Origin of the sequence: Parasphingorhabdus halotolerans (assembly GCF_012516475.1) — a bacterium.
GTDB classification, from domain to species: domain Bacteria; phylum Pseudomonadota; class Alphaproteobacteria; order Sphingomonadales; family Sphingomonadaceae; genus Parasphingorhabdus; species Parasphingorhabdus halotolerans.
The window spans coordinates 812,660-833,482 of record NZ_CP051217.1 but is presented as its reverse complement, the minus strand read 5'-3'; the positions used below and the strand labels follow the sequence as shown (position 1 = coordinate 833,482).

General features: G+C 52.3%; 21 protein-coding genes and 1 pseudogene. 3 read left to right on the top strand and 19 right to left on the bottom strand.

Going from position 1 to position 20,823, the window contains the following annotated elements:
- Positions 1 to 150: 150 nt before the first annotated feature.
- The 3 genes from HF685_RS04065 to HF685_RS04055 all read right to left on the bottom strand — a co-directional run bounded on the left by HF685_RS04065 (position 151) and on the right by HF685_RS04055 (position 2,681).
- A complete protein-coding gene (locus HF685_RS04065) occupies positions 151 to 636 on the bottom strand; it encodes a GAF domain-containing protein (protein ID WP_168818404.1) in 486 nt (161 codons plus the stop codon).
- Between the two features lie 399 nt (positions 637 to 1,035).
- Positions 1,036 to 1,386, bottom strand: coding sequence for a hypothetical protein (locus HF685_RS04060; protein WP_168818403.1), 351 nt, complete (start codon positions 1,384 to 1,386; stop codon positions 1,036 to 1,038).
- An 80-nt stretch (positions 1,387 to 1,466) separates the two neighbouring features.
- On the bottom strand, positions 1,467 to 2,681 hold the full coding sequence (locus HF685_RS04055; RefSeq protein WP_168818402.1) for a GNAT family N-acetyltransferase: 1,215 nt from the start codon (positions 2,679 to 2,681) through the stop codon (positions 1,467 to 1,469).
- Positions 2,682 to 2,704: 23 nt separating this feature from the next.
- Between HF685_RS04055 and HF685_RS04050 the strand changes: the two genes are divergently transcribed.
- Positions 2,705 to 3,790 (top strand): LysR family transcriptional regulator, encoded by a 1,086-nt coding sequence (locus tag HF685_RS04050; RefSeq protein WP_168818401.1) that lies wholly within the window; start codon positions 2,705 to 2,707, stop codon positions 3,788 to 3,790.
- 52 nt (positions 3,791 to 3,842) lie between these two features.
- Here the strand turns inward: HF685_RS04050 and HF685_RS04045 are convergent.
- The 4 genes from HF685_RS04045 to arfB form a co-directional block, all read right to left on the bottom strand.
- Positions 3,843 to 4,596, bottom strand: a protein-coding gene (locus HF685_RS04045; RefSeq protein ID WP_168818399.1) for an IS5 family transposase whose coding sequence is annotated in 2 segments (ribosomal slippage) — positions 3,843 to 4,266 and positions 4,265 to 4,596 — 756 coding nt in all. Because the reading frame shifts where the segments join, the coding sequence is not laid out codon by codon here.
- Between the two features lie 296 nt (positions 4,597 to 4,892).
- Positions 4,893 to 5,066 (bottom strand): hypothetical protein, encoded by a 174-nt coding sequence (locus HF685_RS04040; protein ID WP_168818400.1) that lies wholly within the window; start codon positions 5,064 to 5,066, stop codon positions 4,893 to 4,895.
- 128 nt (positions 5,067 to 5,194) lie between these two features.
- A protein-coding gene (locus tag HF685_RS04035) for an IS5 family transposase (protein WP_168818399.1) occupies positions 5,195 to 5,948 on the bottom strand; the annotation gives its coding sequence in 2 pieces (ribosomal slippage) (positions 5,195 to 5,618 and positions 5,617 to 5,948; 756 coding nt in all).
- A gap of 417 nt (positions 5,949 to 6,365) precedes the next feature.
- Positions 6,366 to 6,776: an alternative ribosome rescue aminoacyl-tRNA hydrolase ArfB gene (gene arfB / locus HF685_RS04030; protein ID WP_246218736.1), complete on the bottom strand. Its 411-nt coding sequence runs from the start codon at positions 6,774 to 6,776 to the stop codon at positions 6,366 to 6,368.
- Between the two features lie 356 nt (positions 6,777 to 7,132).
- Between arfB and ctrA the strand changes: the two genes are divergently transcribed.
- Positions 7,133 to 7,840 carry a response regulator transcription factor CtrA gene (ctrA, locus tag HF685_RS04025; protein ID WP_168818398.1) on the top strand — a complete coding sequence of 236 codons (708 nt, stop codon included), beginning with the start codon at positions 7,133 to 7,135 and terminating at the stop codon, positions 7,838 to 7,840.
- Positions 7,841 to 7,930: 90 nt separating this feature from the next.
- Here ctrA and HF685_RS04020 read toward each other — a convergent pair whose 3' ends face one another.
- The 5 genes and pseudogenes from HF685_RS04020 to HF685_RS04000 all read right to left on the bottom strand — a co-directional run bounded on the left by HF685_RS04020 (position 7,931) and on the right by HF685_RS04000 (position 11,847).
- Positions 7,931 to 8,656: a metallophosphoesterase family protein gene (locus tag HF685_RS04020; protein ID WP_343040080.1), complete on the bottom strand. Its 726-nt coding sequence runs from the start codon at positions 8,654 to 8,656 to the stop codon at positions 7,931 to 7,933.
- A gap of 135 nt (positions 8,657 to 8,791) precedes the next feature.
- Positions 8,792 to 9,973 carry a saccharopine dehydrogenase family protein gene (locus HF685_RS04015; protein ID WP_168818396.1) on the bottom strand — a complete coding sequence of 394 codons (1,182 nt, stop codon included), beginning with the start codon at positions 9,971 to 9,973 and terminating at the stop codon, positions 8,792 to 8,794.
- A gap of 54 nt (positions 9,974 to 10,027) precedes the next feature.
- Positions 10,028 to 10,582, bottom strand: coding sequence for a dCTP deaminase (dcd, locus tag HF685_RS04010; RefSeq protein WP_168818395.1), 555 nt, complete (start codon positions 10,580 to 10,582; stop codon positions 10,028 to 10,030).
- A 41-nt stretch (positions 10,583 to 10,623) separates the two neighbouring features.
- Positions 10,624 to 11,316 carry a GH25 family lysozyme gene (locus HF685_RS04005; RefSeq protein WP_246218735.1) on the bottom strand — a complete coding sequence of 231 codons (693 nt, stop codon included), beginning with the start codon at positions 11,314 to 11,316 and terminating at the stop codon, positions 10,624 to 10,626.
- Positions 11,317 to 11,365: 49 nt separating this feature from the next.
- Positions 11,366 to 11,847: pseudogene (locus tag HF685_RS04000) on the bottom strand (UPF0262 family protein).
- A 155-nt stretch (positions 11,848 to 12,002) separates the two neighbouring features.
- Here HF685_RS04000 and HF685_RS03995 point away from each other — a divergent pair.
- Positions 12,003 to 13,502 (top strand): replicative DNA helicase, encoded by a 1,500-nt coding sequence (locus HF685_RS03995; protein ID WP_168818394.1) that lies wholly within the window; start codon positions 12,003 to 12,005, stop codon positions 13,500 to 13,502.
- A 218-nt stretch (positions 13,503 to 13,720) separates the two neighbouring features.
- Here HF685_RS03995 and HF685_RS03990 read toward each other — a convergent pair whose 3' ends face one another.
- The 7 genes from HF685_RS03990 to HF685_RS03960 form a co-directional block, all read right to left on the bottom strand.
- Positions 13,721 to 14,503 (bottom strand): phosphoadenylyl-sulfate reductase, encoded by a 783-nt coding sequence (locus tag HF685_RS03990; RefSeq protein WP_168821218.1) that lies wholly within the window; start codon positions 14,501 to 14,503, stop codon positions 13,721 to 13,723.
- A complete protein-coding gene (locus tag HF685_RS03985) occupies positions 14,496 to 14,921 on the bottom strand; it encodes a DUF934 domain-containing protein (protein ID WP_168818393.1) in 426 nt (141 codons plus the stop codon). The genes HF685_RS03990 and HF685_RS03985 overlap by 8 nt, the downstream gene beginning before the upstream one ends.
- A gap of 93 nt (positions 14,922 to 15,014) precedes the next feature.
- Entirely contained in the window at positions 15,015 to 16,649 is a 1,635-nt protein-coding gene (locus HF685_RS03980; RefSeq protein ID WP_168818392.1) for a nitrite/sulfite reductase, read from the bottom strand.
- Between the two features lies 1 nt (position 16,650).
- The gene (locus tag HF685_RS03975; protein WP_168818391.1) at positions 16,651 to 16,947 is read right to left on the bottom strand and encodes a DUF2849 domain-containing protein; all 297 of its coding nucleotides are present in this window, start codon (positions 16,945 to 16,947) and stop codon (positions 16,651 to 16,653) included.
- The gene (gene cobA / locus HF685_RS03970) at positions 16,944 to 17,747 is read right to left on the bottom strand and encodes a uroporphyrinogen-III C-methyltransferase (RefSeq protein WP_168818390.1); all 804 of its coding nucleotides are present in this window, start codon (positions 17,745 to 17,747) and stop codon (positions 16,944 to 16,946) included. Before cobA ends, HF685_RS03975 begins: the two co-directional genes overlap by 4 nt.
- 96 nt (positions 17,748 to 17,843) lie before the next feature.
- Entirely contained in the window at positions 17,844 to 19,271 is a 1,428-nt protein-coding gene (gene astD, locus HF685_RS03965; protein WP_168821216.1) for a succinylglutamate-semialdehyde dehydrogenase, read from the bottom strand.
- Between the two features lie 137 nt (positions 19,272 to 19,408).
- Positions 19,409 to 20,809 (bottom strand): protein adenylyltransferase SelO family protein, encoded by a 1,401-nt coding sequence (locus tag HF685_RS03960; protein WP_168818389.1) that lies wholly within the window; start codon positions 20,807 to 20,809, stop codon positions 19,409 to 19,411.
- Positions 20,810 to 20,823: the final 14 nt, after the last annotated feature.

Genomic DNA, 20,823 nt, shown 5'->3' with positions numbered 1-20,823 from the left:
TTCAATGGTTAACAATTTATTACCATTTTTTGAGGGCTTTGACCATTAGGGGCTTGTAAAATAGAGGTGATTTTATGTGATGTCTCGAAATGGGGCAGGTTAGTTACCGGTTTGTTAACCCCGCATGGTGAGAAACCGTTAACTTGCCGGTTAACCGAGCTGGCCTGAAATTGCCAACATCAACCGCTCCAGCCCGTCCTGATCCGCTTGCGAAAATCGATCCGGGTTCGGGCTGTCAAGATCAAGAACGCCTATTACTTCTCCGCCTTTGGTAAAAGGAATGACCAGCTCCGACCGGCTATCCGCATCGCAGGCGATATGGCCGGGAAACGCGTGGACGTCGGCAATCCGCTGCGTTGCGCCGCTCGCCGCAGCCGTCCCGCAAACCCCTTTGCCGATCGCGATACGGATGCAGGCGGTTTTTCCTTGGAACGGACCAAGCACCAGTTCGCCGGCGATCACCCGATAAAATCCCGCCCAATTGAGGTCTGGTACATATTGCCAGATCAGCGCGGAGATATTGGCCATATTGGCGATAGCATCAGTTTCGCCATCCACTAAAGCTTTGGCGGCGGAGACAAGATCGTCGTAAAATTCACTGGATGCAGGGCTGGTTGCGATTGCAATGGTTTCCATAAGGGATCCGTATCGGGGGGATGATTAAATTCAAGTGGTAGCAGATCAGTGATGGAGTAGGAAAGCGAAAGAGGTCAGGAAGGCGGAAGTAGAAAAAGGGAAAGGTGAGATGCACCGGGAAATGGGGCTTTGGAGTTAAAACAACCAATGTTGGAAAACTCTTCACTGGGCTTGTTGAACCGGATTATGGGCACGGCTGAGGACAGCGGAACGCATTTTATCGACTGTCACCGCAATCACGATATCACTTCCACCAAATGATTTGCTTGCCATCCAACAGGTGATGCTCGGCATAATTATTTCTGTCAGCGAACGCCCCAGAAGCGGACGATCCCGCGTCCGCCGGAGTTGCCTGAAAGCTGTCGCCCGCAGTTGTTAGTCGATGCTGCAATGAACTACTTATGTAAAACTTGTGGATTGGAGCGCTACTCTCAGCACAACATTCATCTTTGACGCTGCTTCGCTTGATAGCTCAACAGACAAATTGTCCTCGTTTTCAAACATAAATTTTTCTTTGAGAATACCGCAATCAAGTAGACATTTTATCGTCCTCATGCCCGTACTCTTTGGAATATCATTGTTGGCAAACAGACGACTTAGAGAAAGTTCTTTATCGGCTTTATAATAAACGAAAAGCTCAAGCAGAATAATCCACCCATATTCACCAAGAGCCGCGACTTCGGGTCCCAGGACTTCGTTTCTGTGCTTACGAACTGATACTAGTTGTTCAGCGATTTTTATTGGATTCACGCTGTGCCCCTTAAATTAAATACTTGTCTACCCGTTAGAACGCGTAACGGTCGATAACGTTGCTTCCTCTCAACTCAGTCTCAACGATTTCTTCCCGCTCGGACAAATCTCGTATTCTCCTGTATCAACGCCAATTTATGGTCTTCAACTTTTAGGTTTGACAATTCCAGAGGGCCGATCTCCTCCCACTTACCTTCTGGGCGGACTGTTCGCATTGGATCCCCACCGATGCGAACACGGTCCAACATTGGTTCAAGGGTTGCCTCCATTTCGACATAGTCAACATTTGCAAAGCTGAATTTCGGACGGCCCGGTATTTCCCGAAATCCAAATACGCGCCAAAATCGAACTAGGTCAAACCTTGAATGACCATACGCTTTAGTAACACCTTTTTTGCGGGCGTGATCAAGGGCTGCGCGAACCAGTTTATAAGCTAATTTGCTTTTTCGATATTCTTTGCGGACGGCTAATCTTTCCACTTTGCAGAAATCGCCGAAATATCGTACTCGGACGGTTCCTGCTGCATCGCCGTCGGAAGTTCCCAGAAACTGCGAGGCACAAAGGTCATTGCCATCAAATTCCTCGTCAAAGGTACAAAACTGCTCCGCCAGATATGTCGCTGAGCGAACAGCGATGACCTTTGTGAAATCATTGAAGTCAAGCACAGGCCGCACTTCGAGCAAAGGACGTTTAGGTTGATCATTTTTTGATGGAAGAGCAATTAACAAATTATCAGGTGCACTCGGATAGAACTTTTTTGCTGACTCTAAACCGCAGGCTTTCCACAATTTTTCCGTGGCTCGCGAATGACCACACGTGAAAAACGAGCATCCTGGCGGACAAATGGTGTTCCAATCGCTAGCCATTGCAGCAAACATAGAACTCAGTCTTTTTGGGCTCCAAACCAGCCAACAATATATTGCCACCGGCGATTGTCCGGGTGAGCAAATGAAATTCAAATCCGGCCTTAATCCATCAAACTCTCCACTTACGATAGCCAGAGCACCGACTTCTGTGAGTGGCAAATAGGCGAAAAGTCCAAATTTTGAACCATTTTCATCGACAGCAAATTGCACCGTGTTTGGATTATGTTGCCAGACAGCTTTGACGGTGTCTTTTTCCGCAATGACCATTTTTGCCGAGATTTTGTCGATATAGTCTTCAATCTCGCGGATGCCAGAAATACGTAACCAGGCCTTACCTTCACTGCGTTCTGATATCTCTCGCGTTCGTTCGAGAAGGTCCAGTGAGGAGAAATGGCGAATGTTTTCATGGTTTTTGTTGGAATAATGCATTAGAACTCCAATTGGGGGATTTTATGGCTAATCGAACTTCCAATACAGTATTTCGTGAACCTCACATGGATCAAAGTTCCGTCCACACTGATCATGGGTTGGATCACAAAAGCTACCAGATGGATTGGAAAGATGCTGAAATCGTTTTGGCTCTCTGTAAAACCGGAGCGATCAGAGCCGCCGCTCGAGAATTACGTTTGTCTGTCAATACCTTACGTACCAGACTGGAGCGCCTTGAAGCCAATTGTGGTCAGATCTTATTTCGGCGAACAAGGACAGGGGTATCGCACACTGCTCACGGCTGGAAGGCCATCGAAGTCGCAAAACGGACAAAGGAGTTTGGAAAGTTGGTCGTTGACGATCAAGAAGTGTTGGTGCGCCCAAATGTAATTTCGATCGGTTGCACAGAGGGATTGGGAACGCATTGGCTCGGTCCGCGCATTGGCGAATTGAAGGATCGAATGGGCGATATCGCAATCGATCTCAATCTTAGCTACGATTATAACAGGAAAAATAGAGGGGATTTCGACATTGTCCTCAGCTATTCAGATGAGCCTGATCTCGACAGGATTTGCGCGCGCATCGCCACTGTCCACGTCAGGTTGTTTGCATCTCGTCAATATCTCCAAAAAAATGGAAATCCGCAAAATTGGAATGAAGTTCTTGATCACACGTATATTGAGCAAGAGGCGCAAGGCGTTCACAGTGAAATCTCCGGTTTCATCCTGGGGCCGAAAAATGCTGAAAAGATTATGTCTATTAGAACAAACTCCAGTGTTGTGCATTTCTGGTCTATTATTTCTGGACTCGGCTTCGGAGCCCTGCCCACTTATAGCGCCTTGCTATCGCGCCATCTGGAAATGATCAATATTCCAATCCCCATCAAGTTTGATCTATTTGCCAGCTATCAAGTAAGTGCCCGTGGGTCAGCAAGTATCAAAAGGGCAATGGATTGGTTGAAAGAAAAGTTCGACCCGGTTAAATATCCAGCCTTTGCTGAGATGTTTGTCGATCCTGCCCTTTACCCAACAATGGCGGAACAAGAAGTTGTCAGCATGCTGGGCACTCCGATTGAAGGATTGCAAAGGTCCAGCGCCAATCGGCAATGAATCCCGGAAACCAGCCCAGCTTTCTAACTTGGCATATTAGGGTCCAGACTCATTATAGCCACCAGATTACGGTAGCAGCTATGGCGATGGTTGCCATAAAGGTTTTGATATTGCGGTCGAAGCGTGTTGCGACACGACGCCAGTCCTTGAAGCGGCAGAACATGCGCTCGACGACATTGCGCTGTTTGTAGATGGCGGGATCGCAGTCAAGTTTGACCTTGCGATGCCGCTTGGGCGGGATAACGGCGGTGGTACCACGAGAGGCGAGCCAGTCGCGCAGATCATTGCTGTCATATCCTTTGTCGCCAACCAGTTCAGCAGACGGTGGCATTGCCGCGATACACTGCTTGGCGACCTTCATATCGTGCACGTTCCCGGGCGTTAGCAGGAGGACACAGGGTCTTCCTTTTATATCGCAGATGGCGTGGAGCTTGGTGTTCCGGCCGCCCCGTGTCTGACCGATACCATTGGCCAAGGCCCCCTTTTGCGCCTCCGGCAGTCCGGTGGACCTTGATGCAACTGCTGTCGATGAACAGCCTGTCTGGTACGCCCTCGGCTCCAGCCAGAGCACTGAAGATATCTTCCCATATCCCGCGCTCGGCCCAGCGTACGAAGCGGTTATAGAGTGTCTTCTTCGGCCCATAAACCGGCGGACAATCACTCCAGCGCCCGCCGCTTTGTAACGCGTGGACAATCCCCGAAAGCACGCGCCGGTCATCGACACGCAGTATGCCGCGCGTCTTCGTCGGCAAAAGCGGCTCAATCCGCGCCCACTGCTCATCCGAAAACCAAAAGAAATCAGACATATCCAATACCTCCTTGCTCAAGGCATTGAATCACAATTATATCACTTTGGGAATCCCGTTAATGGGTCTGGACCCTAGTCCAGTGGAATGTTGATTTGTGTGAACGTTTGTCAATCACAAACTCTTGGCGCGCGAACAGACACTCTGTATCCAAACCTGATCGCTATTTAAAAGTACGGACGCCGGAATATTTGACCAAATTCTTTCAGGCTGATTTTTCGAGCGGAGCAGAATTGCGACTATATTATGCATTCAAAACACCCCAAAAATGAGGTTCAAATTTCACAAAATAACGCTCATAATTCAGAATCAGGCCTGAGACCCAAGGCACAAATAGTGTCATCTAGCTTGGCAGCTACTAAATGCTCGCCAGCAAGATCGAGAAGTTTTAGTGCTTCTTCCATGAGGGAATGAGACTGTATTCTCGCTTCGGAAATTTGCAAGTCGCTGGCCTCGTCTTCTGGCGGCATTTTGTTCTCCTCGGGAAAAAATTGTTTAGCACATTAATTTCGATGAGCAATCAAATTAACATCAATGTTAGTAGAGCTTTGACAAAATATCTGAGAAGACGCCATTACTATACTAGGGTCCAGACTCATTATAGCCACCAGATTACGGTAGCAGCTATGGCGATGGTTGCCATAAAGGTTTTGATATTGCGGTCGAAGCGTGTTGCGACACGACGCCAGTCCTTGAAGCGGCAGAACATGCGCTCGACGACATTGCGCTGTTTGTAGATGGCGGGATCGCAGTCAAGTTTGACCTTGCGATGCCGCTTGGGCGGGATAACGGCGGTGGTACCACGAGAGGCGAGCCAGTCGCGCAGATCATTGCTGTCATATCCTTTGTCGCCAACCAGTTCAGCAGACGGTGGCATTGCCGCGATACACTGCTTGGCGACCTTCATATCGTGCACGTTCCCGGGCGTTAGCAGGAGGACACAGGGTCTTCCTTTTATATCGCAGATGGCGTGGAGCTTGGTGTTCCGGCCGCCCCGTGTCTGGCCGATACCATTGGCCAAGGCCCCCTTTTGCGCCTCCGGCAGTCCGGTGGACCTTGATGCAACTGCTGTCGATGAACAGCCTGTCTGGTACGCCCTCGGCTCCAGCCAGAGCACTGAAGATATCTTCCCATATCCCGCGCTCGGCCCAGCGTACGAAGCGGTTATAGAGTGTCTTCTTCGGCCCATAAACCGGCGGACAATCACTCCAGCGCCCGCCGCTTTGTAACGCGTGGACAATCCCCGAAAGCACGCGCCGGTCATCGACACGCAGTATGCCGCGCGTCTTCGTCGGCAAAAGCGGCTCAATCCGCGCCCACTGCTCATCCGAAAACCAAAAGAAATCAGACATATCCAATACCTCCTTGCTCAAGACATTGAATCACAATTATATCACTTTGGGAATCCCGTTAATGGGTCTGGACCCTAATAGCAAGGCTTGTTTCACAGAGATCATACAGCATTCAAAACCAGAAAAATCTTTTCCAAAACATGGCTTCTCATCCTCCATAGTGGGCCGCGCAACAGAAAATATATTCCTCTCGGCAGGTATCGCCGGTTACACCGATGATGGCACAACCGTTGGCAGAGTGAGGGTCACGTTCGGCTTGTGATTACCAGCAACAATGCGGGTGGTAGACAAATCTGCCGCCGGCGAAACGACCGCATTGTTCTATTTGCCGCCTAATAGCAGACGGTCAGCAAACCACCCAAATGCGGTCGTTAAAAAAGACCGTAACTGGTATCCGCGTCCCGAGTAAGTCAGCGCTCACTCCAGCTTCGGCTTCCCGCGCATCTTCTTCACCGATGATTTTTTCTTCTTTGCATCCACCCGCCGTGCTTTAGCGGCGCGGCTCGGGCGGGTCTTTACGCGGTAGGCGTCGCGTTGATGCGCTTCTTCCACGATATCTGCGATACGTTTGCGGGCTTCGATCCGGTTGGCTTCCCGGGTACGATATTTGCGCACAGTGAATATGAGCTCGCCGCCCACCGTCATTTTACTGCCGGCCAGGGTTTTCAATTTGCGCAACGCATAGGGCGCGAGGTCCAGCGCCCGGATATTGACCCGCATCTGTACGGCGGTTTCCACCTTGTTTACATTCTGCCCACCAGGACCGGATGCGGCCAGGAAGGTTTCGGTGATTGCGCTTTCGGGAATCTCGACCATGACATCGGCCATATCGATAACGAAACGATAACAACAGTGTTGCCGTTAAGAGATGTTGCCAAACGCAGTTTAAAATTGGTTTCGTTACGGACGAGATCGATCAAAAACACCCCCGTTTTCGATCAAAAAGAGCATTTCGGGTATTGAAAACAACAAAAAGTTAATTTTTTTTCGGCAGAGTCCAGACTCACGAAACGACTCATTTCTGCGGGTTACAGAGTCAAACTACCCCTCGCGACTCGTGCTGAGTCCTGCCTTAACGCAAAATTAACCTTTTACGTTCATCTATTTCATGGTTAATAAATGATCCATCGGGTCGGCAGAATAGCCGGTTCGGGGGGAGTAGATTTAAGAGAAGGGGTTACCCGATGCGAGTTTTGTTGATTGAAGATGAGCCAACAACCGCAAAAGCGATTGAGCTTATGCTGACGACTGAAGGCTTTAATGTTTACACAACTGATTTGGGTGAAGAAGGCCTCGATCTGGGTAAGCTCTACGATTATGACATCATCTGTCTCGATCTTAACTTGCCAGATATGCATGGTTATGATGTTCTGAAAAAGCTGCGTGTCGCCAAGGTGCAGACGCCAGTACTTATTCTTTCCGGTATCAGCGAAATGGACAGCAAAGTGCGTTCATTCGGTTTTGGTGCCGATGATTATGTGACCAAGCCTTTCCACCGTGAAGAGCTGGTTGCCCGTATTCACGCAGTCGTCCGCCGCTCAAAAGGCCACTCGCAATCTGTTATCCGTACCGGCAAGCTTGCCGTGAACCTTGATGCCAAAACCGTCGAGGTTGATGGCAATCGCGTGCATCTGACCGGTAAGGAATATGCGATGCTCGAGCTGCTGTCCCTGCGCAAAGGCACAACGCTCACCAAGGAAATGTTCCTCAACCACCTTTACGGCGGAATGGATGAGCCAGAACTCAAAATCATCGACGTATTTATTTGTAAGCTTCGCAAGAAACTGGCTCTGGCCTGTGGCGGCGAAAATTATATCGAGACTGTGTGGGGTCGCGGTTATGTTCTTCGTGATATCGAGGAAGACAGCGGACCGGAAGCGCAGGTTGCGTAAGCGTTCCAATCAGTAGTTTTTAGTTCACTACCCAAAAATATCGGCGGAGCCTAATAAGCTCCGCCTTTTTTTTGTTTTGCGGAGACCAGATCAGGCACCGGTATCAATATACCAGCGCTGGTCACCCTCCAACCCAATGGCAGTCAGTTTTTCAGTATAATAGGCGCCGGTATCAATACCAATGCGGTTGCCCGCTTCTACCACGTCATCGTTGATTGTGTGGCCGTAGATAATAACTTTCTCATGGGCCTTGCGTACGGCGAGAAATTCTTCTCTGATCCAGCGCAGATCTTTGGGATCTTGCTCGGAAAGCGGAACATCCGGTCTGACACCGGCATGGACAAATGCATAATCGCCGATGATTATCATATCTTCAAAGTCATTGATAAACGCAACGTGGGAAGCGGGAAATAAATCCGGTAATCGCGCGGCCAATTCTTCGTTGTCGAGTTCCATATATTCTTTGATACTAATGTCGTAGCTGAGAATGGTTTCCTTGCCGCCGATACGATTGAAGAACCGTGCCGCTTTTTCGTTACCCTCGGCGGCCTTCAGATATACTTCTTCGTGATTGCCCATCAGGAAACGGACATCGCCAAGGTCTTGCTTCAGTTGCATGGCAGTTTCGATGACGCCGGCGCTATCGGGGCCACGATCAACCAGATCACCAAGGAAAATAATTTCGCTCTTGGCGTCTCCACGATCAGCGTCATCCTGAACGATTTTTTCAAGCAAGATATTGAGCAGGTCATTTCGCCCATGAATATCACCAATAGCATAGACGCGGCGGCCCTCAGGAATTCGCGCTTCATCCAATGGGCGCCTGGATTTTTTGCTGAACAGACGTTTTAACATGGAGGCCTATATTTGAATGGGATGAACGATATGCAAGAGCCGATACCGCCCTTGCATATAATCTATCAACACAAGCTGAATGGCTTTTTTAGGGCCTTAACTTTCAACCGTAAAGCTGAGACCGGCCTTGGCTTCCAGCCGCTTTACCAGTTTCTTGCCCATTAACGCGCCTGGTGTCCAAACACCGCCACCATGCTTGATTTTGTCCTGTGCGAGACAAAGCGCGGCTTCCGCAATCATCTTGGAGGTCGAGCCATAGCCGGGGTCTTTGTCACCCTTGACGCAGAGGCTGCCGGTTTCACCATCATCGGTTTTGCCAAGAAACAAAACGTCATAAAAGCCGTTTTCGCGTTCTTCTTTGGTTGGCCCTTCGCCCGGTTTCGGAGCATCATCGCCGCCCAAGGGATTGGCCTTGGCCATCATTTCTGCAGCTTGCTTGCCGAGATCCCCCGCGCTGGTGACGACCATTTCATCATAGCGGAAATCTTCGCCATACGGGAAATCAGCCAAAAAGTTTGTGCGATGGACGTTCTTCGTATTGATCGGTGCCATGATGAACGGAGCAACCCAGCTGTCGATGGTGCTGTCATGCTTGGGAATCAGCATATTGGGTTGATCCGGTCCTTCAAATCCCGGCGTCAGACCAAAGCTGCTGGCGAGGATTTTTACCAGCGACGGGTTTTTCGCGATCGCCTTCATGGTTTCCTTGAGACTGGCTGCAGTGCCGCCCGAGAATGTGCCTTGCATCGCCCGCACACGGCATTTGACGCGGCTCGCTGGCTTGCCGTAGCGCTTCTTCATATCTTTTTGCAGCATCAGCACGCCAAGATCGAACGGGATGGAATCGAAGCCGCAAGAGAAACAAATCTGCGCGCCTGATTTTTCGGCCGCTGCCTGATGCTCGTCAATTTTTGCACGCATCCAGCCGGGTTCGCCGCATAGATCAACATAATGGGTACCGTTTTTCACGCAAGCTGCAACGACTTCGTCACCATATAGCTGATAGGGGCCAACGGTCGTGCAGATCACCTTGGCGCGACTGGCCATCATGTCGATTGAGGCGGCATCATCGGAATCTGCAACAACCAAAGGTGTTTCTTTCGGCGCGCCGATAAGGTCGCGCACTTCTTCCAATTTATCGATAGAGCGTCCGGCCATCGCCCATTTCGGCGCGTCGCCTCCCACACCGTATTCGTTCGCCATATATTCGGCGACAAGACGACCTGTATAGCCCGTTGCGCCATAAATAATGACATCAAATTCGCGTGCGTCGGACATAGGGGATGCTCCTTGTTGGTCTGGTTATAATATCAATTAATGCCTGCTTATGGCCTAGAGTTTGGGTAGAGTCACACCCTTTTGCCCCATATATTTGCCAGCGCGGTCCGCGTAGCTGGTCTCGCAGGGTTCGTTGCCCTTGAGGAACAGAAACTGACAGGCTCCCTCGTTGGCGTAGATTTTGGCGGGCAGGGGTGTGGTGTTGGAAAATTCGAGCGTGACATGACCTTCCCAACCGGGTTCCAGCGGCGTCACATTCACGATGATCCCGCACCGCGCATAGGTGGATTTGCCGAGACAGATCACCAGCACATCGCGCGGAATGCGGAAATATTCCACCGTGCGGGCAAGGGCGAAGCTGTTCGGCGGAATGATGCAGCAGTCGGTCTTGCGGTCGACCAGACTGTTGGAATCAAATTTTTTCGGGTCAACCACCGCGCTGTTGACGTTGGTGAATATCTTGAATTCATCGGAAACCCGGGCGTCATAGCCATAAGAGGAAAGTCCGTAGCTGATGCAGCCATCACGTTTTTGCGCCTCGACAAAAGGCTCTATCATGCCGGTCGACTGGGCGCTTTCGCGAATCCATTTATCTGAAAGTATGCTCATAAAAACTGTCTTAAGTTGTTTTGAAAGTCAGGCAAGTGCGCTTAGGGTCGCACAACATTCCAGTTCACTGGCCCGTCAACGCCGCTGACCCGCCGCATGTCGGAGGCGCGCCACATCACCCACGGTTTGGTCGCATAATCCGGCGGGAAGAAATTGCCTTCCAGCCACAAGGTACGATTGATGCCGCTTCCCAGATCATAGAGTTCCTCGAAATCGGGTGACACCGCGATAATTGCGGTCTTGCCGCTATGGGCCTCAATCTGATTAAGGAATGTGTTAAGTTCGCTCAGCACCAGCGCCCGGCCCGGCTGTTCGTTGCAATCATCCCCAAAAGCCAGCCTGACGGCAGGTGGCAGGATATTCTCGGCCCTTGGCACGGTGGTGACAAACAGCGTGGCCTGGTCGCTGGCCAGTTTGCACAAGGAATATTCGTGCAGCGCGCCAAATCGTATGCCCGCTTCCCGCGCGCCCTTCATATTCGCCGCGAAATTGGCGTCACGCACATCGGCGCCCCTGGTCGCCGTGATATAGGCGAAATCAACACCGGTCGCACCGGCTATATGCCAGACAATATCGCCATTGCTTTGCGAGACTGAAATACCCTGCACCGGATATTGATCGCGCGGGGGTGCCCAACCGACAGCAATGTTGCGCAAAACCAATGCAATGATCAGCAGCGCTAGGGTGATTAGCCCAAAGCGTATCGCTGTTTTCTTATAGTCCCGGTGTGCCACCCAAATTCCCTGCTACTATACTAAGTGCGTTACTCGACGGGGGAATCGATCAACTTTTGATATGTAATACACAGATTAATGTGAAGAGGCGACGGGCGGTTTTGAAATCGACATCGATTTTACCTTCCAGACGTTCCTGTAACAGTTCCGCCCCTGATCATGCACACCGCGCCGCGCCATATCGATGGTTTCAATCTCTTGCGCAGAAGCCTTGCGGATGGCCTGATAATAGCTGTCGCAGATCGCAAAATAGTCCCGCACCGGCCTGCGGAAGCGGCCCAGTGCCAAAATCAGTGTCTCTAGAGGTTCATCATTTTCGCGCGCGATAGAGATGACCAGCCGACCTTCCTGCACGCTTAGTTTCAATTTATATGGCCCTGCGTAACCATCATCATGCTCACGCAGCGGCTTGAAATGATTTTCCTCAATCAGATCAAAAATCGCAATCCGGCGCTCCTGTTCAATATCGGCATTGCGCCAGATGATGGTCGCTTCGTCGAGATCGACTTCTATGATGCGCGGATCGGTCATGAAAGGCTCTGTTGCCGGACTAGGTGCGTTTCGACAAGAGTTTTTGCAGTGCAGCAATTGTTATCAACGCTCATCCACAGATCACTCCCCGCCTGATTTGAAATTTTACCTCTAAGCTCTTGCCGAGAATCACGAGATGATGCCATTAGGACTGCATGGCCCAATTGATGCGTTTCGATAATGATGAAGATGGTGAACAGCGCCTGCCGCGCAATGTCGAGGCCGAGGCAACGTTTCTTGGTGCGCTGCTGATCGACAACCGCGTGGCGGAAGACGTGCAGATCAGACTGCGACCGGAACATTTCTATGAACCATTGCACGGCCGCATCTATGAGCAGGCGCTCAAACTACTGGATCGCAATATGGTCGCGACTCCGGTTACGCTGAAACCCTATTTTGAAGCGGACGAAGCGATGAAGGTCCTCGGCGGGCCGTCTTATCTCGCCAAGCTGACCGGCGACGGGGCAGGGCTGATCGGTGCGCGTGATTTTGCCAACCAGATTTATGATCTCGCGCTGTTACGCGAACTGGTGAGCGTGGGGCGCACTTTGGTTGATAGCGCGCTGGATACCAGCGAGAGCGTTGATCCCAAAGAACAGATCGAGGAAGCCGAAACGGCGCTGTACCGCGTGTCGGAAGGCGATGCGCAGGAAGGCGGCGTGAAGTCGTTCCTGATGGCATCGACGGAAGCGCTGAACAATGTCGAACGGGCGTTTAACAGCGGCGGCAAGGTTTCCGGCATCACAACCGGTCTGACGGACCTCAACGCCAAAATGGGCGGTCTGCACAAGTCGGATTTGCTGATATTGGCGGGACGTCCCGGCATGGGTAAAACCTCGCTGGCGACCAATATCGCGTTTAACGCGGCCAGCCGTTACATGCGCGATATTGCTGATGGCATTGCACCGGAAGATAGTCTGGGTGCGAGGACGGCGTTTTTCAGTCTCGAGATGTCCGCCGATCAGCTGGCGACGCGTATTCTTTCGGAGAATGCCGAGATTAGTTCTGAAAAGCTGCGGATGGGGAGCATCAGCCGCGATGAAATGCACCGGCTCGCGCTGGCCTCGCGGGAATTGCAGGATCTGCCACTCTATATTGATGACACGCCTGCGCTCACCATTGCGGCCCTGCGAACCCGCGCGCGGCGGTTGCAGCGGCGCAATGATATCGGCCTGATTGTGGTCGATTATCTCCAGTTGCTGCAAGGCTCCGGCCGCGCCAACGACAACCGCGTCAACGAGATTTCGGAGATCAGCCGTGGCCTGAAAACGCTGGCGAAGGAACTGAATTGCCCGGTGGTCGCGCTATCCCAGCTGAGCCGTGCGGTGGAAAGCCGCGAGGACAAACGTCCGCAGCTATCGGATTTGCGCGAATCCGGTTCGATTGAGCAGGATGCCGATATCGTAATGTTCATTTTTCGCGATGAATATTATCATCTCGCGGTGAAGCCTGATGATCCGGACGAAAACTCGACCGAAGAGCAGAAAGCGAAATATCTCGCGTGGGAGACCGATCACCAGAGCAAGGTCGGCAAGGCGACCGTGATCGTCGCGAAAAACCGGCAGGGTTCGACCGGCAATATCCAGCTGAGCTTCCAGAGCGAGTTTACCAAATTTGGCGATCTGGCGTACGGAGATGCGCCGGAAGGGTATTGAGGTAGGGTGCCCGTTTTGGGCGCGATTGTGTTGAAAAACTCGGGGTTGGCAGGACTGGCGATCAATTTCAGCAATATTGATTCATCATCGCTTGATCGCGTGAATCATTGTTGCGCTCGTCACTTTATTCAAGGTCAAATGTTGCTGACGAAAATCGGTTGTGGAGTTTTTCAACACAATCGGGACAATACAGACATTTGTGACAACGAAACCAAACCCTAAAATATCGGATCATTCGCTCCATCATCACCCTTACCCGGCAATGGTGTCACGTCCTCGTGAATACCGCATTCCGTCTTGTCCCAGCCGCGCCAGCGCCCGGCTCTTGGGTCTTCTCCGGGTAACACCTTGGACGTGCAGGGCGCGCAGCCGACGGATAGATAGCCTTGGGCTTCCAGTGGGTGACGCGGCAGATCATGCTCTGCGAAATAGGCTTCAAGATCATCCTTCACCCAATCGCCGAGGGGATTGATTTTCAAGCGCCCGTCGTCAATTTCGAAGCGTGGGATATTGTTTCGCGTGACTGACTGAAAAGCCTTGCGACCTGAAATCCAGCTATCGAGACCGGATTTGGCGCGGGCGAGCGGTTCCACCTTGCGGATTTCGCAGCAGCCATCGGGATCAAACGACCAGCGCAGGCCGTTTTCGTCTTTTTCCGCGAGCACTTCTGGCTTGGGCTGAACCACATTGGCGTTCTTGATGCCAAGCTGACGGATCAAAGTGTCGCGATAGTCCAGCGTCTCGGGAAACATCTTGAGCGTATCAACAAACGTCACCGGTATGGTCGGATCAACGCTCGCAACCAGATGCAACAACACTGCGCTTTCGGTGCCAAAGGATGATACCACGGCGACTTCACCAAGCTGGCGTTCGTCAAATAGAGCAGTAAGCATCGCGACCGTATCAACGCCTTCAAACCGGGTGTTAAGCGCGTCGGCATCCGCCTGCGTATAGGCAGGGCGCGTATCGATCACGTCAATTTTGCGAGCAGCTTCACCCATGACGTTTCGCCCAAATTGGTGTACGTCCATCGCTAGTTCCTTGATATACATCGTCATAAAGCGCGAGTGATGCTTCCATCACCTGGCGGTTAATTGGCGCGTCGGGGGCAAAGGCATCAAAGCCGCAGCGCTTCATATAGGCGATCTGGTCAACCAGCACGTCGCCGCTCGCCCGCAATTCGCCCTTATAACCATTTTCGCGCAAAATCTGCGCGGCGGAATAGCCCCGGCCATCGCCGAATGCGGGAAAATCAACTTCGATCAGCGCCAGCCGGTCCAGGAAGGGCAAGAGCGCGCGCGCGTCTTCGCCCGCTTCAACGCGGACAGCGGTGGCGTTAGATTGATCGAGAAAAGCATCGAGCGATACGGCTGGCTCTTCATGCGCTTCATCTTCGCGGAAACGGATTGGGTCGGTCATGAGAGAATTCCGTTCATGCTTAGCTTGTCGAAGCATTGTTGCAAAACTGCCGGATCCTTCGACCGGCTCAGGACGAGTGGGTGCAGGATAAACTCAACCATAGATAGCCTCCTTGAACCGTTCCATGCCGACACGGCGATAGGTGTCGATGAAACGCTCGCCCTCTGCGCGTTCTTTCAAATAGAGATCGGTTACGGTCTCAATCGCGTCGATAACGCCGTCTTCGGTGAAGCCCGGTCCGGTAATTTTGGCGAGACTGGTATCCTCCGCCGAGCTGCCGCCGAGCAGCAATTGATAATTTTCCGTGCCTTTGCGGTCCACGCCCAATATACCGATATGGCCGGCATGATGGTGGCCGCAGGCATTGATGCAGCCGGAGATTTTTAGCTTCAACTCGCCGAGTTCCCGCTGGCGGCCGAGATCAGCAAAGCGTTCGCTGATTTTCTGGGCGAGGGGGATGGAACGCGCGTTGGCGAGACTGCAATAATCCAGACCGGGGCAGGCGATGCTGTCAGTTATCAGATCCAGATTGGCTGGCGCGAGACCGGCTTCGTCGAGCTTTTGCCAGAGCGCATAGAGATCGCTTTTCCTGATATGCGGCAGCACGATATTCTGGCTGTGCGTGACGCGCAGTTCGTCAAAACTATATTGCTCGGCAAGGTCGGCCATCAGGTCGATTTGCGCAGACGAGGCATCACCAGGAATACCGCCGCGCGGTTTCAAGCTGATTGTTGCAATCGCATAACCGGATTGTTTGTGCGGATGGGTGTTTTGATCGACCCAGAGCGCGAAATCAGGATCAGACAGATCAAGATCATCGCGATCGTCCGTCTCAAACGCAGGATCAGCAAAATAAGCGCTTATCCGCTCTAGCTCTTCAACCGGCGGGTTGAGGCCGAGCGTCTTCATATGCGCAAATTCTTCTTCGACCTGGCGCGTATATTCGTCTTTGCCGAGTTCGTGGACGAGGATTTTGATCCGCGCTTTATATTTGTTATCGCGCCGCCCGTAGCGGTTATAAACCCGCAGACAGGCTTCTGCATAGCTGATCAGCTCGTCCGCTGGTACAAAGTCGCGAATTTCCGGTGCAATCATGGGTGTGCGGCCCATACCGCCACCAACAAAGAATTTCGCGCCGAGTTCGCCAGCATCATTGTGGACCAACTGGATGCCAATATCATGCAGCTTCATAGCCGCGCGGTCCGTATCGCTGGCAATCACGGCAATCTTGAATTTGCGCGGGAGGTACGAAAATTCGGGGTGGAAACTCGACCATTGCCGCAGGATTTCGGCCCAAGGACGCGGATCGGCGATTTCATCGGCTGCCGCTCCGGCAAATTGATCCGAAGATATATTGCGTATGCAATTTCCGCTGGTCTGGATCGCATGCATTTCGACGCTGGCCAGATCAGCGAGGATATCGGGCGCATCCTCCAGCTTGATCCAGTTATACTGGATATTCTGCCGCGTTGTGAAATGCCCGTAGTCACGGTCATATTTGCGCGCGATATGGGCCAGCATCCGCATTTGCTTGCCGCTCAGCGTGCCGTAAGGGATGGCAACGCGTAGCATATAAGCGTGCAGTTGCAGATAAAGCCCGTTCATCAGGCGCAGCGGCTTGAACTGGTCTTCGGTAATGTCGCCAGCCAAGCGGCGTTTCACCTGATCGCGAAATTCTTCGACGCGGATGTCGACCATTTTCTGGTCATATTGGTCATATTGATACATATTAAATTACCCAGTTTCCGGCTTCTGGATCAGCCGGTTTTAATGTGAGGTCGGGGCGCACGGTTGGTCCCAATGCGCGGATACGGTCCTTGATATGGGCAGGACGAGGGCCATCACCGGTTAGTTCGCCATCGATGATATAAGGGGCGTTGACCCTCCGTGCGGACTCTTCCTGATGAAGAATGGAATCAGCATGTTCACCAGCATCTGCGGCGTTTTCGATGTGGCGGGACCAGTCGCTTCCGGTCCACCAGATCACGTCGCCGGTTTTGAGATCATTGCCCGTTAGTATTTTCATGCGAACACTCCCGCAATTGCAGCAAATTCAAGAAACTTGTCCTCAGCATCGCCATACCGCGCGACTTCCCCGACAACTAGAAGCGCGGGGCTTTTGACGTTTTCACGCTGGACCATGTCGCCCAAATCCGTGAGCAATGTGCGCAAGGCGCGGAAATTTTCGCGGGTGCCGTTCTCCAGCACGGCGACAGGAATAGCGGGAGATGTGCCATCTGCGATCAGTTTTTCAACAATCGCCTCGGCATTGGCCACGCCCATATAAATTACCAAAGTGCGTCCGACTCCAGCCAGGCCAGACCAGTTCTGGTCCGACAGGCCTTTGCACTGGCCAGCGACAAAAGTAACGGCACTGGATGCATCACGGTGAGTGAGCGGCATCCGCGCTTGTGCCGCGCAGCCCAGCGCCGCGCTAATGCCGGGCACGACTTCAACTTCTATTCCAGCATCGACGCAATCTGACGCTTCTTCTCCGCCACGCCCGAAAATGAACGGATCTCCGCCCTTTAGCCGCACAACCTGTTTGCCAGCGCGTGCTTCTGCAATGAGGATGGCATTTATGCCTTCCTGCGAAACGCTGTGTTTCGAGCGCTTTTTGGCGACCGAGATTTTGCGGGTTTGTTGTGGAGCCAGTGCTAGAATATCTGTGCTGACCAAGCCATCATGTACGATGACATCAGCGGTTTTGAGCAAGCGCGCCGCCTTCATCGTCAATAGTTCAGGATCACCGGGGCCAGCGCCGACAAGATAGACTTTGCCGCTTGATACGCTGCGACCCGCATAGGATGTATTTGTGTTTTCCATGAATTGGATATGCGCGGCACAGCCAAAAGGATCAAAGCAGAAGTTTTTTCAGCGCCCTAAGTTCAGCTATCGGCAGCGGGACACTAAATCAGAATTTCAGGCTTCGGCTTTGTCTTCGTCCTTCAGGCCAATGCCTATAGACGCCCGTGTTTGCTCGGCTTCCATTGAAACCACCGGATAGGCGCAATAATCGGCTGCATAAAAAGCGCTGGGGCGGTGATTGCCTGACAGGCCAATGCCACCAAATGGCGCATCGGAGGAGGCTCCAACTGTCATTTTGTTCCAGTTTACGATGCCGGCACGGCTATTGGACCAGAATTGGTCATACTGCTGCGCTGTTCCCCCAATGAGTGCTGCAGACAGGCCATAGCGAGTATTATTAGCCTCGGAGATTGCTTCTTCAAAATCACCGACACGGATCACCTGCAATATCGGCCCGAAAAGCTCGATATCAGGACGTTCAGCCATGTTGGTAACATCAATGATGCCCGGCGTAAGGAACGGGCGATTATCAATTGGCCGCGCCATATGCTTCAAAGGCTTTCCGCCATTGCTCATCAGCGCAAGGAAACTTTCGGTCAGGCCGTCGGCAACCTCATTGTCGATCACCGGCCCCATGAACGGCGCTGGTTTGCTAAAGGGCTCATCGATGATTAGCCGGTCCGCGATCCGCTTCACTTCTTTGGTAACGCGGTCGTAGAGTTCGTCTTTTACAATTAACCGGCTGGCCGCAGAACACCGCTGGCCGGCGGAAAGAAATGCAGATTGGACCACCAGGACCGCTGCGCTGTGAACATCATCGGTATCCCAGACAATGATTGGATTGTTACCACCCATTTCGAGAGCCAGAATTTTGTCCGGTCTTCCGGCGAACTGGCGATTCAGGGCGATGCCGGTTTGCGCTGATCCGGTGAACAGCACACCGTCAATATCTTCATTGGCGGTCAGAGCCTTGCCGACCTCCGGCCCGCCCTGCAATATGTTGACAACGCCAGCGGGCAGACCGGATTTTGCGAATGCATCGACCAAAAATTCGCCCACCGCCGGGGTTTTTTCTGACGGCTTAAACACCACCGTATTGCCGGCAATCAGGGCAGGCACAATATGGCCATTAGGCAGATGTGCGGGGAAATTATAGGGACCAAGCACAGCCAAAACACCGTGCGGTTTATGCCGCAAGGCCGCGCGCATATTCGGCTGGCTTGGCAATTGCCGCTGCGAAGTGCGTTCGGCATAGGCGCTGACGGAAATATCAACTTTTTTGACAACAGACTCAACTTCGGTCCGTGATTCCCAGATGGGCTTTCCCGTTTCCCTTGAAATCAGTTCGGCCAGCTGATCTGCTTGTCCGCGGATGCGGTTTGAATAGCGGCGTATGGCTTCGATCCTGCTGGTTAACGGCATTGCCGCCCAAGTCGGCCATGCGCGCCGCGCATTTGCCACAGCAGCGCCAGCATCACCCGTTGTTCCGGTCCACAACACGGCGCCGGTTGCCGGTTCGATGGAAATTAGTTCGCTCAAAATTGCCCCACAGGAATTTTCAAATTCAAAAATAACTTATTTCGGCTGGTCGGTTCGATGAATAGCCAATACACCTTAAAAAACTTGTAACAACATGGTTAATTTTTGGCGGAAAACAAGCCTTGGTGTTTTAGGCGCAGTTACTGTCCGCGCAGAGCTTTGGCCATATCGCGAATCTTGTCGATTTTTCGGGTCAATGGAGACCAGTCATCCTTCTGTGCAATCGCGTCCCAGATCGCTTCCACTTCCTCTATATGCGTGGAGCACGGGGCATCTGCGGTCCAATAACTGTGGCCCGCTGTCCGTGATCGGCTGCGGTTCGACAATTCCCTGGTGAAATCAACGAAGGGGTCGTCTTGATAGACTGGATTATCGGTTGCTTTCTCTTGGCCCCAATCAAAGAAAAACTGGTCGATCGTCACAGACTTGGCTGCCAGCGCTTTTTCAGCTGCTATGACAAGCGGCTTGTCAGCCTCAAAACCTTCAGATTTTAAACCCAGTCGCCAGCAAAAATGCTCCGTGAATGCGGTGCCATAGGCTTTGGGGAAACCTTCAAGCGTGGCGACCAGAGGCTCGCTATCGCAAATTAGCCGAAGCGCGCTGGCTAGCTGAGCCAGATTCCAGTGCAATGCTTCAGGTTGTCGGCCAAAACAATATAGGCCTTCATGATCAAAATAGGCGGCGGTAAAGCCCGGTTCCCAATAAGGTGTGAAGCGCCACGGGCCATAGTCGAAGCTCTCGCCGGTAATGTTCATATTATCTGTGTTGAGAACGCCGTGGACAAAGCCCGCCGTCATATAAGCGCCAGCGAGTTTCGCAATCTTTTGTGCAACCTTCTCGAACAGTTCTACCGCAGGGTTGTCGGTTTTGATGCCGCCATAATAGTGGGTCAGACAATATTCAACGAGGCGGTGCATGAGCTCTTCGTTCTGCTCAAAGGCGATCCGCTGGAAGGTACCGAAGCGGATGTGGCTGTGGCTGAGCCGGGTCATGACCGCCGAACGGGTAGGAGAAGGTTCGTCGCTCCGCATCAGCTCTTCGCCGGTTTCAACCACCGAGAATGTTTTGGAGGTATCGACACCCAATGCTTCCAGCATCTCGGTCGCCAATATCTCGCGGACTGCGCCTTTCAGAGTCAGCTTTCCGTCGCCTTCGCGGCTCCAGGGCGTGGTTCCGGAACCTTTGGTGCCTAAATCCATCAGCCGCTTTTGTTGATCGCGAAGCTGGGCATACAAGAATCCCCGCCCGTCGCCGATTTCGGGATTATAATTGCGGAACTGATGGCCATGGTAACGCAGCGCCAGCGGCGGATCGAGATTGTCGGCGAGCGGCTGGAATTTTCCGAAATGGTAGAGCCACTCGTCTTCCGAAAGAGCTTCCAATCCAACCGATTGGTCCCACCGATCATTGCGAAAGCGCAAAATATGCTGGGGAAAACTGGCTGCTTTCACCGGATCCCCGATCATTTCTCCCAGAGAGTGTATCTGGACGTCAGCTTGGTAAAGCGCGGCTTGCGGTTCGGCTTGTGGTTTATATGGCATTTTTCGATAGTGAC